Consider the following 15,458-nt stretch of genomic DNA (forward strand, 5'->3'; position numbering starts at 1 on the left):
TTATTGGAGCATGACGACGATGGCAGATATCCCCGCCCGCACCGAAATCGGTGTAACCACCGGCCCCATTCGCGGCAGCCGCAAGGTGCATGTCGGCCCGCTCAAGGTCGCGATGCGCGAGATCATGCTCGAGCCATCATGCGGCGAGCCCCCCTTGCGCGTCTACGACACCTCGGGCCCTTACTCGGACCCTGACGCCATGATCGACATCGCGGCGGGCCTCCCCAATCTCCGCCGCGACTGGATAATCGCGCGCGGCGACGTCGAAAACTATGACGGGCGCGAGACGCGCCCCGAGGATAACGGCCTGTCCGGCCCCGATCGCTCGGCGGGCGTCCCGCAATTCCCGAACGTCGTGAAGCGCCCCTTGCGCGCCAAGCCCGGCATGAACGTCAGCCAGATGCACTATGCCCGGCGCGGCATCATCACGCCCGAGATGGAATATGTCGCGATCCGCGAGAATATGGGTCGCGAGGCGGCGCGCGAGGCGCTGATCCGCGACGGCCAGAGCTTTGGCGCGAGCATCCCCGATCATGTCACCCCCGAATTCGTTCGCGATGAAGTCGCCCGCGGCCGCGCGATCATCCCCAACAACATCAACCACCCCGAATCCGAGCCGATGGCGATCGGCCGCAACTTCCTGGTCAAGATCAACGCCAATATCGGCAACTCCGCCGTGGCATCGGACGTGGCCAACGAAGTCGACAAGATGGTCTGGTCGATCCGCTGGGGCGCGGACACGGTGATGGACCTGTCGACCGGCCGCAACATCCACGACACGCGCGAATGGATCATCCGCAACTCGCCCGTGCCGATCGGCACCGTCCCCATCTATCAGGCGCTGGAAAAGGTCGGCGGCGTGGCCGAGGACCTGACCTGGGAAATCTTCCGCGATACCCTGATCGAACAGGCCGAACAGGGCGTCGATTACTTCACCATCCATGCCGGCGTGCGGCTGGCGTACATCCCGATGACCGCCAAGCGCGTGACCGGCATCGTGTCGCGCGGCGGCAGCATCATGGCGAAATGGTGCCTTGCGCATCACAAGGAATCGTTCCTCTACGAACGCTTCGACGAGATCACCGAGATCATGAAGGCCTATGACATCGCCTATTCGCTCGGCGATGGCCTGCGCCCCGGCAGCATTGCCGATGCCAATGACGAAGCACAGTTCAGCGAGCTCTATACGCTGGGCGAGCTCACCCACCGCGCGTGGAAGAGCGACGTCCAGGTGATGATCGAAGGCCCCGGCCATGTGCCGATGCACAAGATCAAGGAGAATATGGACAAGCAGCTGGAAGTCTGCGGCGAGGCACCCTTCTACACGCTCGGGCCGCTGACCACCGATATCGCGCCGGGTTACGACCATATCACCAGCGGCATCGGTGCGGCGATGATCGGCTGGTACGGCACGGCGATGCTTTGTTATGTGACGCCCAAGGAGCATCTGGGCCTGCCCGACCGCGACGACGTGAAGGTCGGCGTGGTGACGTACAAACTCGCCGCCCACGCGGCGGACCTGGCGAAGGGCCACCCGGCGGCGCGGTTGCGCGACGATGCGCTGAGCCGCGCGCGGTTCGAATTCCGATGGAGGGACCAGTTCAACCTGTCGTTGGACCCGGATACGGCGGAGCAATATCACGATCAGACCCTCCCCGCAGAAGGCGCCAAGACCGCGCATTTCTGCTCGATGTGCGGGCCGAAATTCTGCTCGATGAAGATCACCCAGGAAGTCCGCGACTTTGCGGGCAAGCAGAACCAGGGGGTTGAGGGGTTTATCGCTACCGGCCCGACTGGCGCGGAGACGGCGGCGGCGAGTAAGGCGGCGGCGATCAAGGGGATGGAAGAGATGGCCGCCAAGTTCCGCGAGACGGGGAGCGAGATTTATATGGGGGCTGGCGGACGGGAGCGCGATTAGGCAGGCCGCGCATCCGGCGCAGCAGACTCATTTCCTCACTGCTTGATCCGTTCGTGCGAGCGTCACAAGTCTTTGAACTTGAGATTCCAAGCTACGCGCTCGAGCGAGACGTTAAGTGCGCGTGAGTTCGTCCTCTGCACGTCGAGCTTTCAGCCTCGCAGGCTGCAATTTCTTAATTACAGCGACAGTTTACGAAATGCACGAAACTCGAGGTGAAATGACGGTGACACGTGCAATACCACCAAAGCCGAATTCCGGGGCCACATTACTAGGTCCCAAACCTCAACCGACACCTGTTGCCCGGCGCGATCAGCAGTTCGCCCTGCCGCAGGATGTCCATCCCCAGCAGGACGTCGAAGCTGAAGCTGTCGAGTAGTTCGAATCCCACAACCTCTTCGAAGATATAGGGAAAGGTCGGTGCGTCATTGTCGGCCGCGCGACCGTCGAGGCCGATGCGGAAGATATAGCGGTCGATCTGCCGCTCGCCGCCGATTGTCGAAACCGGCCGTTTGCCGATGCTCCGCAAACCCAGGATTACGGTGACAGTGCACTAGGTCCCGCCCCTCACCGATAAACATCTGGGTGATAAATCACGGTTATCAGTTCCGCGGACATATTATTCCGCGGACATAATATCAAACTGATTGATCGTTGCCGCCAGGCCACAACCGGCGACCGACGTCGCGCGACACGAACCCGCCCCGACCGATTGCCCTCGCCCTGGCCGCCCCTTATGCTGCCGCCATGCCCGGCTTCCGCTCGCCCGTCGCCGCCAGCACGCTCGAGCCGCAGATGCTGCACCAGCTCGACGCGCAAGGCTATCTCCTCCTCCGCGCCGCCATCCCCGCCGACTGGCTGGCGCCCTTGCGTGCCGCGTTCGACGCCGGCGTGCTCGCGTCGGATCAATGGCCGGTGCCGCGCGGGGCGGAGTGGCGCCATGCGCAGGTGGATCTCGACCCCCATGTCCAGCGCGCGTGCCGGCTGCCGGCGCTGCTCGACGCCGTGCATCATGGCCTGAAAGGGCCGTTCTTCCTGTCGCAGCTCGAAGGGCGCGCGCCGCGGCGCGGCAATGCGCCGCAGCCCCTCCACCGCGATGCGCCCGGCGCGCCCGGGCAGCTGATGGCGGCGATGGTCTGGCTCGACGCCTTTGGCCCCGACAATGGCGCCACCCGGATCGTCCCGGGCTCGCATCGCGGCGACGATGCCGCGGGTGCCGTGGAGGTGTTGCGCGGGGCGGCGGGCGACCTGCTGGTCTTCGATCCCGATCTGCTCCACGGCGCGACGACCAACACCAGCGGCGCGCCGCGACGGTCGCTGCTGCTCTCCTATGCGCGCGCCGAGCAGCACGCGCAGCACCGCGCGACCGAGGCACTGCGCGGGGTGCGGATGGCGACGGGCGAGATCTTCGGCGATCGGGCGCTCGTTCCTCAGGGACATTGACTTATGATGGGGATACGGGCGCCGGTGACCGCCCAATTCAGTGCGACAATTCAACGCCATCGGCCCGGCAAAGCCGATGGCCCTGCGTCTGCGCCGGGCACCAGCAAGGATCGGAACCATCTGCCAGTGCGCCCGTTGGCGAAGGCATGAAACACGCTATTCGTGCCACCACCGCCCTCGCGCTCGGTCTCGCCGCCTGCGCACCGTCAGCCACCAATTCGTCCTCGACCGCCAATATGGCATCGACCGACACGATGGCGCCGATGACCAATGACATGGCCGCCGCCCCGGCCGACAATGCGCTGACCAATCCCGCGCCTGTTGCCTCGCCGGTGGCGATGGCGGGTCCAAAGGTGCTGACGCTCGAGGGTCTCGGGGCACTCAAGATCGGGCAGCCGGTGCCAAAGGACAGCGACTGGACGGTGCGCGGCGCACAGGAACCCAATGGGTGCGGTACCGTTTCGTCGCCCGATTATCCGGGTGTCTATGCGATCGTCGAGGGCGGCAAGGTCCGTCGCATCTCGGTCGGCGCGCGGTCGGACGTCAAGCTGCGCGAAGGGATCGGCGTCGGCGCGACCGAGAAGCAGGTCATGGACGTTTTCGGCGGCTTTCGCGCCACCCCGCACAAATATGAGGACGCTCCCGCCAAATATATCAGCGCGCCCAATGCCGAAAGCGGCGATTCGGCGCTGCGTTTCGAGATCGGATCGGACGGGAAGGTGAGCATCATCCACGTCGGCGCCGCGCCGGTGCTCCAATATGTCGAGGGGTGTTCCTGACGCTCGAGGGCCCCGTCCGCTCGCAGCCGACGTCTCGGTGGCATCGGTGCGGCTTCTCCTCCGCCCATTTCCCGCATTACCGCGAAGCGAACATGGGTTGGCAAGATAGAGTGACCCCGAAAGAAGTAAAACTGCACGCTATTCTGTTACGACGTTATCAATCTCCTGATATCCAAAATAGCTGAGACCGGCGCATCTCGTTTTAATATGAGTGCAAGGTATATTGGAATGATGAGTACATATGTAACTTGATATATTCATGAATATATAAATAATTATTTGGGCAGAGATTATCGATCATTCGATCTCATTCAGGATAAATATCGAAATACGGAACAATTGACCATCTTATCCGTTCAATAGGTATGCATTCACTCTAACAAGGAGATCGCCCCATGGCTTTCGATACCAACAGCAACACCCTCGAACGCACCGAAACCCGCGACCTGATCTCGTCGGACAAAGTCGACGGGACGGCGGTGTATAACCGCGAGAAGGAAAAACTCGGCACCATTCATCACTTCATGGTAGGCAAGCGCACCGGTAAGGTCGAATACGCCGTGATGAGCTTCGGGGGCCTGTTCGGCATGGGCGAGGATTATTATCCGCTGCCGTGGAAGATGCTCGATTATGATACCGACAAGGGCGGCTATTGCGTCAACATCAGCAAGGATCAGCTGACCAAGGAGGCGCCTACGTACAAAAAGGGCTCCGAGCCGAACTGGACCGGCGATTTTGGTGGTCGCGTCGATGCGCACTATGGCCGTATGGCGGCGTAATCGATTCCGCGAACCCAATGACCTGAAGACAAAAGGGCGGCCTGGCGGTCGCCCTTTTTGTCCGTGCGTGCCATCGGGCGCGTGCGTGCCTGCCGCGAAGCGGGTTTGGCGGTGCCGATGCGCCGCCAAGACGTGCGCCGCCACGCAAATGGGCGATCTTGCCGGCGCGAGACGGCACCGAATGTGGTACGTTGGAGTGCGACCGAATCGGGGGACGAGCATGGGGCGGCGATTGGCATGCGTTGCAGTGGCAGCTAGCGCAGCGGTAGCGATCGCCGCGCCGAACGTACCCGCCGGGGCGGCAACCGGCTGCCTCACCGATGCCGAGATCGATGCGACGATCGGCGCGCAGATCCGGGCGCGATCGTTCACGATCAACACTGGACCGCTCAACGATCGCCCGCTCTGTTCGGGGCTGACGCTTGCCCAGCGTGTCCAGCAGATGCGCGAGGCCACCTTCCCCGAAGAGCGGGCGGCCGCCGAGGCGCGCGCCGCAGAAACTGCCCGCCAACGGGCGCTTGCCGTCGCTCAGGCGGCCGAAGCACAACGGGCCGCCGATGCTCGAGCGGCGACCGCGGCGGCGCGCCCTGATCCGCGTCCAGAGCCGGTCTCGACGGGTACCGCGATGCGATCGTCAGGGCCGCTCGTCTTTACCACCGCGGCGCTGGGCATTTCGCTCGATACGCTGCTTGATCGCATCGTCGAGGCCGATTCGCAGTCGTGGATGGCCAATCGCTACCAGCGCGGCTCGATGCACGGCGCGCGCTACCTCACCAGTAACAAGGCGCACACGACCTATACCGCGCAGGGCAATTATTCGTTCAGTGGTTTCGCCAGCGGGACCGGGTGGGTGCGCGTCCGCGTCCGCGACGGCGCGCTCGATTGCCTCGAATTCTGGGACCAGGCCGGCAGTTGCCGCCCGCTCTATCATTCGCTCTCGCAGCAGAATTTCGTCGCCGGCGCGGTCGGGCTGATGACCAGTGGCGGCGGGAGCAGCAGCCAGCCGAGCCGCCCCGACGATTATGATCTCGATCGCAATCGCAATCGATCGAGCGACAGCCCGCCGCCGCCCCCGCCGCCGCGCGTTACTCCGATCGGCGGCGAAGGCGGGCTCTATGGCTGCGCGGCGCCGCCCTGCATGTAGCGCGGCGCACCCCGGGAGCGCTTCGACGAGGCAAACGGGGCGTGCCGGAGCATCGGCTCATCCCACCGGGGGCAGCGTCCAGTCGATCGGGGCGCGTCCGTGTCGCTCGAGAAACGCGTTGGCCTGCGAAAAATGGCGGCAGCCGAGAAAGCCGTTGTGCGCCGAGAGCGGGCTCGGGTGTGCGGCCTTGAGCACCAGATGGTGGCCGCCCGCCGCGACGCTCGATACGAAAGCCGCCTTTTTCTGCGCATAGCTGCCCCACAGCAGAAAGACGACGGGATCACTCTTCGCCGCCACCAGCCTGATCACGGCATCGGTAAAACGCTCCCAGCCGCGCTCCTTGTGTGCAGCGGCCTTCCCCATCTCCACCGTCAGCACGCTGTTGAGCAGCAACACGCCCTGCCGCGCCCAGCTTTCGAGGCAACCATGGCGCGGCGGCTCGATGCCGAGATCGGCTTTGAGCTCCTTGAAGATATTGCCGAGGCTCGGCGGCGGGCGGACGCCGGGCGGCACCGAGAAGCACAGGCCGTGCGCCTGGCCCGGGCCGTGATACGGGTCCTGCCCGAGAATGACGACGCGGACAGCGTCGAGGGGGGTCAGATCGAGCGCGCGAAACCATTGGCTGCCCGCCGGATAGATCCGTTTGCCCGCCGCCTTCTCGGCGACGAGATACGCGCGCAGCACGGTCATATAGGGTTGCTCGAATTCGGTCGCGAGCGGGGCGCGCCAGCTCTCGGCCAACGCCACTCTTGGCTTGCCATCCGCCATCAGTACCTCCTTCGCGTCGACGATGCGCGGACCGCAGCGCCGCCGTCAATCGTCCCGGCGCATGGATGGGCGACAAGGCCGGGTCGCTGCGCTAGCCTGTGCCGATGCTGCCAGCGTTCCTGATGATCGACGATTTCCTCGCCAACCCGGCCGAGGCGCGCCGCGCCGCCCTCGCGCTCGATTATGATCCCGCGCTCAAGCACGGCAATTACCCCGGGTTGTTGTCCGATCGTCCGCTCGTCATCGCCGGGCTAGAAGAAACGGTCGGGCGGTTGGTTGGCGTTCCGCTCACGCCCGCGCCCGGCACCAGCCACGGCCACTGTCGGCTGACGCTGAAAGGCGATCGCGGGATTTCGGGGGTACATGTCGATCCGTGCTTCTATTCGGGCATCCTCTATCTCAGTCGGCCCGAGGATTGCCGCGGCGGCACCGATTTCTTCCGCCATCGCCGCACCGGGCTCGATCGCATCGTCACCGATCCCGATGCGCTGGCGGCGATCGGCTATGCAGATCCCAACCGGCTGATCGAGGAGGTCGTCAATGCCGACACGCTCAAGCCCGGCAAGTGGGAAAAGAGCTTCACGGCGCCGATGCGCTACAACCGGCTGATCCTGTTTTCGCCCTGGATGTTCCACAATGCGGCGCCCGGGTTCGGCGAAACCGCCGATCATGGCCGGTTGGTGCACCTGATGTTCTTTGCAGCGCGTTGATGCGAGCGGTGGCGAAAGTGCCGTCCGCCAAGTCGAGATCCAGGGACCAATAATGACCTTGCCCGCTCTAAGACACTTGCCCGTAATGCCCATCTTGGCGCTCGCGCTGGCCGGGTGCGTCGCCACGCCACGGATCGGCCCGGTGGCGGCAGCCCCGGCCTTCGTCCCCAATGATTTTTTCAGCGGCCGGAGCGAAGGCACCGCCTCCCTCAAGGTGATCTTCCGATCGGCGGTGCCGGTGCGGGTCGAAAGCCTCGGCAGCATCAACGCCGATGGCGCGCTGGTGCTCGATCAGACCGTCTTCGAGGGAGACAAGCCGCCGCGCCAACGCCATTGGCTGATCCGCCGAACCGGCCCCAACCGCTATGCGGGCACGCTCAGCGATGCGACGAGCCCCGTCATCGGCGAGGTCACCGGCAACCGGCTGCATCTCGGCTTCGGGATGAAGGGCGGGATGCACGCGCAGCAATGGCTGACGCTCGCGCCCGATGGGCAATCGGCGCACAACATCATGGTGGTCCGCAAATTCGGCCTGACCCTCGCGGTGCTCGACGAGACGATCCGCAAGATCGATCCCGCCGGCTGACGGAGGTGCGCCGCTTCGCTGCCCTGCTCGATTCGCTGATCTACACGCGGTCGCGGCGCGCCAAACTCAAGCTGATCGCGGATTATCTGCGCGCCGTGCCTGATCCCGATCGCGGCTGGGCAATGGCGGCGCTGACCGGCGATCTCGACATGCCAGCGATCAAACCGGCGGTGATCCGTGCGCTGATCGAGGCGCGGGTCGATCCGGTGTTGTTCCGGATGAGCCGCGACTATGTCGGCGATACCGCCGAGACGGTATCCTTGCTCTGGCCCGATCCGACGGTCGCGGTCGTGCACGGCCCGCCATTGACGCTCGACCACATCGTCGGCACGCTCAGCAGCCTGTCGCGCACGGAGGCCCCGCCGGCGCTGGCCGCGATGCTCGATCGGCTCACCCCCGCCGAGCGGTTCGCGCTGCTCAAAATGGCGACGGGGGCGCTTCGGATCGGCGTGTCGGCGCGGCTGGCCAAGACCGCGCTCGCCGAGGCCTTCGGGCTGGACGTCGAGGCCGTCGAGGAAGTCTGGCACGGGCTCGAGCCGCCCTATCCGACGTTGTTCGCCTGGGCCGAGGGGCGCGCCGATCAGCCGCTCGCGGACGATCTGCCCGTGTTTCGCCCGTTCATGCTCGCGCATCCGCTCGAGGATTTGCGCGTCAGCCTCGATGACTATGCCGCCGAATGGAAGTGGGACGGGATTCGCGTCCAGATCGTCCATGTCGGCGGCGAAACCAGGCTCTACAGTCGCGCGGGCGACGACATCACCCGCAGTTTTCCTGAAATCGCCGCCAGCTTCGTCACCCCGGGCGTCGTCGACGGCGAACTGATGGTCAAGGGCGCGGCGCAGGGCAGCGACGACGAAGGCGGCAGCGCGGCGAGTTTCAACGCGCTCCAGCAGCGGCTCGGGCGCAAGCTCGTCTCGGCGAAAATGCTGTCGGCTTATCCGGCGTTTGTCCGGCTCTATGATGTCCTGTTCGACGGGCCGGCCGATCTGCGCGCGCTCGGCTGGACCGAACGGCGCGCGCGGCTCGAGGCTTTTGCAGGCGTGCTCGATCCGGAACGTTTTGATCTCAGCCGGCTGATCGATGCGCCCGATTTCACCGCGCTCGAGGCGATTCGCGAGGGCGCGCGCGATGCCGCGATCGAAGGGGTCATGCTCAAGCGGCGCGACGCCCCCTATGTCGCGGGGCGGCGGACGGGGCTGTGGTATAAATGGAAGCGCAACCCGCTCACCGCCGATTGCGTCATGATGTATGCCCAGCGCGGCAGCGGCCGGCGTTCGTCCTTCTATTCCGACTATACCTTCGGCTGCTGGACCGAAGACGGGGCGCTGCTCCCTGTCGGCAAGGCCTATTCGGGGATCAGCGATGACGAATTGAAGCAGCTCGACAAGTTCGTGCGCGATCACACGCTCGCGCGCTTCGGCCCGGTGCGCGAGGTCGAAAAAACGCTGGTGCTCGAAATCGCCTTCGACTCGATCCACGCCTCGACGCGCCACAAATCGGGCGTCGCGATGCGCTTTCCCCGAATCGCCCGGATCAGGACCGATAAGCCGGCGGCCGAGGCCGATACGATCGCTGGGCTCAAACGGCTGGTGACGTAAGGCCTCTTACCCCACCGCCTGCGCCGATTTCGACCGTGCAGCAAAGCTCTTGCGCAGCTTGTTGAGCTTGGGCGGGATCACCGCGATGCAGTACGGATTGCGCTGGCCTTCGCCGTCCCAATATTCCTGATGGTAATCCTCGGCGACGTACCAAGTGCTCAGCGGTTCGATCGTGGTGACGATCGGCGCCGGCCAATCGGCCGATGCGCGCTTGATCGCCGCGATCGCTTCTTCGCGCTGTTCGTCCGAATGCGGGAAGATCGCCGAGCGATACTGCGTGCCGACGTCATTACCCTGACGGTTGAGCGTCGTCGGGTCGTGCGTTGCGAAAAACATGTCGAGCAGGTCCCCATAGCTCAGTTGATCGGCATCGAAGGTGATCCGGATCGCCTCGGCATGGCCGGTATCGCCGCCGCACACCTGGCGATAGGTGGGATTGGGCACCGATCCGCCGATATAGCCGCTCTCGACCTTCTCGACGCCGATCACGTCGTTGAACACCGCTTCGGTGCACCAGAAGCATCCCCCAGCAAAGGTCGCGATCTCGGTCGTCATCACCCACTCCTCAATTGTCTCTCCACCTAGATAGGCATGGGCTCGCGCGAGACAATCGCCGTTGCTAGGGCGGACCCAACAAACGGGAGCGGCGATGATGCAAACGGGTTCGATATTGGTCACTGGTGGCGCTGGCTATATCGGCAGCCATGCCGTGCTCGCGCTGCTCGACGCGGGATGGCCGGTGGTCGTCGTCGACAATCTTGTCACCGGCTTCGCCTGGGCGGTAGATCCGCGCGCGACCTTGGTCGAGGCCAATATCGAAGATGACGACAAGGTTCGCGGCGCGATGCGCGCGCATGACGTGCGCGCGGTGATGCACTTTGCCGGATCGGTGGTGGTGCCCGAATCGGTCAGCGATCCGCTCAAATATTATCGCAACAACACCGTCGCCAGCCGCGCGCTGATCGAAAGCGCGGTCGCGTGCGGGGTGCCGCATTTCATCTTCTCGTCGACCGCCGCCACCTATGGCATTCCTGAAGTCGTGCCGGTGCGAGAGGACAGCCCGACCGTTCCGATCAATCCCTATGGCATGTCCAAGCTGATGACCGAGGCGATGCTCAAGGATGTCGCTGCCGCGTATCCGATCAACTTCTGTGCGCTCCGCTATTTCAACGTGGCGGGTGCCGATCCGCAAGGACGGTCAGGCCAGTCGACTGCGGGCGCCACGCACCTGATCAAGGTCGCGGTCGAGGCGGCGACGGGCAAGCGCGATCATGTCGGCATCTTCGGCACCGATTTCGCGACCCCCGATGGCACCGGCGTGCGCGACTATATCCATGTCAGCGATCTCGCCGCAGCGCATGTCGATGCGCTCGACCTGCTGATCGCTCGGCCGGGCGAGAGCCACATCATGAATGCTGGCTATGGCCGCGGCTATTCGGTCAACGACGTGCTCGATGCGGTCGATCGCGTCACCAACCGGACGATCGACCGCCGCAATCTGGGCCGCCGGGCGGGCGACCCCGATGCGCTCGTCGCCGACAACAGCACGATCCTGGCCACGCTCCCCTGGCGGCCCAAGCTCGACGATCTCGATACGATCGTCGCGCACGCGCTCGCCTGGGAACGGACGCTCGCCGAGCGCGGCTAGAGGCTGAAGCGCGCAGTGAGGCGGATGTCTCGCCCGGCGAGCGGGGCGAAATCCTTCAGGAAGCTTGCCGCGCGCCGCGCATCGACATCGAACAGATTGTTGGCGCTCAGCGTCAGCGTCGTCTTCTTGCTGGCGAACGGGCTGAGCGAAAGAGACGCGTTGACCAGCGTATAATCGCGGGTCGGGGTTTCGAATGCGGCGACGCGATTCTGTGCGAAGACATGCTCGGCCTCGATCCGGCCGCTCAGCAAATCGGATTGCGCCTCGATCCCGCCGAGCACCCGCCCTGCCGGAATGCGGGGCACCGGACCCTGGCCGACGATCGTCGCATGGACATAATCGCCCAGCGCGTCGACATTGACGGCATAGGCGCCCCATTGCGCCAGCTTCACCGAGCCGTCGAGCTCGAAGCCATAGTATCGGGCATCGGCCTGGGCCGACTGGAAACAGGGCAGATCGACGGTCCGGCCGCTGGCCGCGGCGGCGGCTTCGCACACGCTCTGCGGCGCCTGATTGTCCGAGATATAGTTGGCGAATGTGTTGTAATAGGCCGATCCGTCGAGACTGTAGCCGTCGCCATGGACATGGAGCGTCGCCTCGATCCCGTCGCTTTTCTCGATACGGAAATTGGGATTGCCAAGCTCATAGGCCTGCGTACCCGCATGGCCGCCATTGGCGAACAGCTCCTCGGCCGAGGGGGCCCGCTCGGTGTGCGAGAGGTTCACGCCGATCCGCACCGAGTCGCTGAGCGCATAGGAGCCCCCCAGCGCGCCCGAAAGTGCCTCGAAATGCCGTGCCCCGTTGAAGAATCGGGCGTCGCCCGGCAGCGCCCGCGAGTCGACATCGGTAACCTCATAACGAATCCCCGCCTCGATCTTGACCTTGCCGAAATCGAGCTGTTGCTGCGTGAAGATCCCGGTCTGCGCGGTCGCGTTGCGTGGCAGAAACGCCTCGTCGCCGATCACGTTGAACTCGCGATTGGAAAATTGCACGCCCGACGCGCCAAGCCACGGCCCGCGCCGCGCCTGAACGAGCTCGAGTCGGCCTTCGAACCCCTTGTTGAGAAAGGTGGTGGCGATCGCCCCGTTCGGCTGCAACTCGAACTGGCGATAATTGGCGGCGCCCGCGCGGAAGCGGATTTCCTTGAACACGTCGCCGCCGGTATCGACCGCCGCACGGATGTCGAGCCGGTTCTGGACGATGTCGATGCGCGGCGATTCCTGCCCTTGGCCGGGCAGCGTCGCATAGCGGATCGGGACGCCGTACAGGCTGTCATAATGGCTGTAGGAGACACCGAGACTGCCACCGTCGGTGATCAGCGCGGCACCGACACCGGCAGTCCAGGTTTCGCTCGCACTGTTGGGCAGGATACCGCGGATCGCGGCGTTGCCGGCAAAATCGATCATATCTTCACCCGGCGCCGGGGTTTGCGGCAGGCGGCTGGTGGCAAGCGCCTCGGCGCGCCGCTCGGGGGTGAGCGCGAAGCCGCCGATGCGTAGATTATCGGTCTTGAGATAAGAACCGTCGGCATGAAGCACGATCTGGTCGCTGAGCTTGACGTCGCTTGCCGCGCCGATCGTCCGTTCGTTCGCAGCCGAACCGTAGGTGGCGATTCCGTCGAGACGATAGCCGGCCGATGGCACCGAACGCGGGATACGTTTGTCGATCACGTTGACGACGCCGCCGACCGCCGACGAGCCATAGAGCAATGCGGCCGGTCCGCGCAGCACCTCGATGCGTTCGGCGAGCAGCGGATCGATGATCACCGCATGATCGACCGAGGTATTGGACACGTCGATCGAGCCGATGCCGTCGGTCAGCACGCGGATCCGGTCGCCCTGAAAGCCACGCAGGATCGGGCGCGATGCATTGGGACCGAACGAGGTGGCCGACACCCCCGGCTGGTGCGCAAGCGTTTCGCCGATCGTCGGCTGCAGCGAGCGGGTCAGTTCCTGGCCGCTGACGACCGAGGTGCCCGACAGCACATCGGCCTCGCTATGGACGATCGGGGCGCTGACGATGATGTCCTTGCTCTGGTCGATCGCTGCGGGCTGATCGCTCGATAGGGCAGCTGGCGGTACCGCTGTCGCCGCATCGGCCGGCGCGGCCGCCGCATTGCTTGCCTGCAAAGCCGCCAATGCTACTCCGGCAAGCATCATCGATCGCACCATCATGTCATCCCTTTGTCTCGATTGCTGCACCGCAATAGAGGTGATGGTATAAAGTATCAAACCCATTCACCGCTTCCGCGCCACGGCTCGGCCATGCTAGCGCGATGATGAACAACGCCGGAATGCCCATGACTCGTTTGCGCTCACTGCTTTTCGTCCCCGGAGACCGGCCCGAACGGATGGCGAAGGCGGCTCTGCTCGAGGCCGATGCCCTGATCCTCGATCTCGAGGATTCGGTGACTCCCGCCGCCAAGTCGGCCGCGCGCGCGGCGATTGCCGGCTTTCTCGCCGAGCCGCGCCGGCAAATGTTATTCGTGCGGGTCAACCCGCTCGATTCGGGGTTGCTCGATGACGATCTCGCTGCCGTGCTCCCCGCGCGCCCCGACGGCATCGTTCTGCCCAAGGCCGAAGGCGGCGCGTCGGTCGCCGCGCTGGCGGCGCGGCTGAGCGGTCCGGCGCTGATCCTGCCGATCGCGACCGAGACCCCGGCAGCGATCTTCAGCATGGGCAGCTATGTCGGGGTCAGCGAGCGGTTGTGCGGGTTGACCTGGGGCGCCGAGGACTTGCCCGCCGCGATCGGCGCGTCGTCGTCGCGCGAGGCCGATGGCAGCTATACCGCGCCCTATCAACTCGCCCGGTCGCTCACGCTGTTCGGCGCGCACGCCGCCGGGGTGCCCGCGATCGAGACGGTCTATCCCGATTTCCGCGACACCGAGGGGCTTGCCGCCTATGCCGCGCGCGGCCGGCGAGATGGTTTTACCGGCATGATGGCGATTCACCCCACCCAGGTGCCCGTGATCAACGCCGCCTTCTCGCCGAGCGAGGCCGAAATCGCCAATGCCCGCGCGATCGTCGATCTGTTCGCCGCGAATCCCGGCGCCGGCGCCCTCAGCTTCGACGGCAATATGATCGACGCGCCCCACCTCAAGGCAGCACAGGCACTCCTTGTGCGCGCCGGCTCTCTATCCGCCTGAGCCTGATCCAGCCCCCAAGCGACCACCACGCCAGCGCCCACAAGGTACCGAAACCCCATCCCGCGAGCACGTCGCTCGGCCAATGCACCCCCAGATAGATGCGGCTGACGCCGATCACGATCACCAGCAGCATCGCGACCGCAACCATGTACCAGCGCGCGATCCGGCTCTCGACGATCTGCATCAGCAGCAAGGCGACGGTCAGGTAGATGATTGCGCTATTGGCGGCGTGCCCGCTCGGAAAGCTCGCCGACCAGACCTGAACGATATGGTCGATCAGCGCGGGGCGGGGGCGCGCGACCGTCGTCTTGATCAGCGCCACTGCCCATGAGCCGCTGATCGTGCCACCGAGCACCAGCCAGAAGGTCAGCCAATGGCGCCGGATCGCGAGAAAGCCGGCGGTGATGATGACGATGATCGTCAGCACCGTCTCGCCGCCGAGCGCGGTCACGTCGACCATCACTTGTTTCAGCCATGTTGGCCCTTCAGGCACGCGCATATTCTCGGGCTCGCGCATCGCCAGCATGATCGCGCGGTCGAACGCGAACTGGTGCCCGCGCGCGATCGTCGCCCCGAGCACGGCGATGATGAGCACCGCCAGCGCCAGCGCGCCGGCGGCATAGAAAAGCCAGGGCGGGTGGCGGATGTCGTCGATCGGTGCTGGGTCTGGCATGCGATGGTAACCCCCAGCTAAGTTTGAGCCAAGCGTCGCCTCGTAGACGAATTTTCCCCACCTGGCCAAAAAATTCCCGGCCAGCTAATTGGGCCGGGCCGCGACATTGCCGGTTTGCTCTTGGCCGCCGTGATCGCACGGGTTCGAACGCCGCCTCCAGCATTCGTCGATCCGGGTCGTTCTTCCATCCCGAGGCTGCTAATCAGGCCGAAGGACGAACATTGGGATATGGTATAGGCACACCAAGCTGGCCCCAATCGCTGGCGGTTA

Annotated in this window: 15 protein-coding genes; 10 read left to right on the plus strand and 5 right to left on the minus strand. The window is 64.8% G+C overall.

Annotation, left to right across the window (positions count from 1 at the left end; all coding sequences use genetic code 11):
- Window positions 1-19: 19 nt before the first annotated feature.
- Window positions 20-1,918, plus strand: a complete 1,899-nt coding sequence (thiC, locus tag B7Y43_RS00695; protein ID WP_374129685.1) for a phosphomethylpyrimidine synthase ThiC — start codon at window positions 20-22, stop codon at window positions 1,916-1,918.
- Window positions 1,919-2,186: 268 nt separating this feature from the next.
- Here thiC and B7Y43_RS00700 read toward each other — a convergent pair whose 3' ends face one another.
- Window positions 2,187-2,444 carry a hypothetical protein gene (locus B7Y43_RS00700; RefSeq protein WP_374129686.1) on the minus strand — a complete coding sequence of 86 codons (258 nt, stop codon included), beginning with the start codon at window positions 2,442-2,444 and terminating at the stop codon, window positions 2,187-2,189.
- A 218-nt stretch (window positions 2,445-2,662) separates the two neighbouring features.
- On the opposite strand from B7Y43_RS00700, the gene B7Y43_RS00705 reads away from it, so the two are divergent.
- The 4 genes from B7Y43_RS00705 (at window position 2,663) to B7Y43_RS00720 (ending at window position 6,060) form a co-directional block, all read left to right on the plus strand.
- On the plus strand, window positions 2,663-3,358 hold the full coding sequence (locus B7Y43_RS00705) for a phytanoyl-CoA dioxygenase family protein (protein ID WP_374129687.1): 696 nt from the start codon (window positions 2,663-2,665) through the stop codon (window positions 3,356-3,358).
- A gap of 146 nt (window positions 3,359-3,504) precedes the next feature.
- Entirely contained in the window at window positions 3,505-4,137 is a 633-nt protein-coding gene (locus B7Y43_RS00710) for a hypothetical protein (RefSeq protein ID WP_374129688.1), read from the plus strand.
- A gap of 395 nt (window positions 4,138-4,532) precedes the next feature.
- On the plus strand, window positions 4,533-4,916 hold the full coding sequence (locus tag B7Y43_RS00715) for a PRC-barrel domain-containing protein (RefSeq protein WP_374129689.1): 384 nt from the start codon (window positions 4,533-4,535) through the stop codon (window positions 4,914-4,916).
- 220 nt (window positions 4,917-5,136) lie between these two features.
- Window positions 5,137-6,060, plus strand: coding sequence for a hypothetical protein (locus B7Y43_RS00720; RefSeq protein WP_374129690.1), 924 nt, complete (start codon window positions 5,137-5,139; stop codon window positions 6,058-6,060).
- A 57-nt stretch (window positions 6,061-6,117) separates the two neighbouring features.
- Here the strand turns inward: B7Y43_RS00720 and ung are convergent, their stop codons facing one another.
- Window positions 6,118-6,828, minus strand: a complete 711-nt coding sequence (ung, locus tag B7Y43_RS00725; RefSeq protein WP_374129691.1) for a uracil-DNA glycosylase — start codon at window positions 6,826-6,828, stop codon at window positions 6,118-6,120.
- A gap of 104 nt (window positions 6,829-6,932) precedes the next feature.
- Between ung and B7Y43_RS00730 the strand changes: the two genes are divergently transcribed.
- The 3 genes from B7Y43_RS00730 to B7Y43_RS00740 all read left to right on the plus strand — a co-directional run bounded on the left by B7Y43_RS00730 (window position 6,933) and on the right by B7Y43_RS00740 (window position 9,722).
- Window positions 6,933-7,538, plus strand: a complete 606-nt coding sequence (locus tag B7Y43_RS00730) for a DUF6445 family protein (RefSeq protein ID WP_374129692.1) — start codon at window positions 6,933-6,935, stop codon at window positions 7,536-7,538.
- A gap of 85 nt (window positions 7,539-7,623) precedes the next feature.
- A complete protein-coding gene (locus tag B7Y43_RS00735) occupies window positions 7,624-8,124 on the plus strand; it encodes a DUF3833 family protein (protein WP_374129693.1) in 501 nt (166 codons plus the stop codon).
- Between the two features lie 5 nt (window positions 8,125-8,129).
- Window positions 8,130-9,722, plus strand: coding sequence for an ATP-dependent DNA ligase (locus B7Y43_RS00740; RefSeq protein ID WP_374129694.1), 1,593 nt, complete (start codon window positions 8,130-8,132; stop codon window positions 9,720-9,722).
- Between the two features lie 6 nt (window positions 9,723-9,728).
- Here the strand turns inward: B7Y43_RS00740 and msrA are convergent, their stop codons facing one another.
- Window positions 9,729-10,277, minus strand: a complete 549-nt coding sequence (gene msrA, locus B7Y43_RS00745; protein WP_374129695.1) for a peptide-methionine (S)-S-oxide reductase MsrA — start codon at window positions 10,275-10,277, stop codon at window positions 9,729-9,731.
- 97 nt (window positions 10,278-10,374) lie between these two features.
- On the opposite strand from msrA, the gene galE reads away from it, so the two are divergent.
- Window positions 10,375-11,370: a UDP-glucose 4-epimerase gene (gene galE / locus B7Y43_RS00750; protein WP_374129796.1), complete on the plus strand. Its 996-nt coding sequence runs from the start codon at window positions 10,375-10,377 to the stop codon at window positions 11,368-11,370.
- Here galE and B7Y43_RS00755 read toward each other — a convergent pair.
- Window positions 11,367-13,541 carry a TonB-dependent receptor gene (locus tag B7Y43_RS00755; protein WP_374129797.1) on the minus strand — a complete coding sequence of 725 codons (2,175 nt, stop codon included), beginning with the start codon at window positions 13,539-13,541 and terminating at the stop codon, window positions 11,367-11,369. The genes galE and B7Y43_RS00755 overlap by 4 nt on opposite strands.
- A gap of 128 nt (window positions 13,542-13,669) precedes the next feature.
- On the opposite strand from B7Y43_RS00755, the gene B7Y43_RS00760 reads away from it, so the two are divergent.
- Entirely contained in the window at window positions 13,670-14,515 is an 846-nt protein-coding gene (locus tag B7Y43_RS00760) for a CoA ester lyase (RefSeq protein WP_374129696.1), read from the plus strand.
- On the opposite strand, the gene B7Y43_RS00765 is transcribed toward B7Y43_RS00760, so the two are convergent.
- Window positions 14,466-15,188, minus strand: a complete 723-nt coding sequence (locus tag B7Y43_RS00765) for a phosphatase PAP2 family protein (protein ID WP_374129697.1) — start codon at window positions 15,186-15,188, stop codon at window positions 14,466-14,468. The genes B7Y43_RS00760 and B7Y43_RS00765 overlap by 50 nt on opposite strands.
- Window positions 15,189-15,458: the final 270 nt, after the last annotated feature.

The sequence above is a fragment of the Sphingomonas sp. 28-62-20 genome (assembly GCF_002281505.1).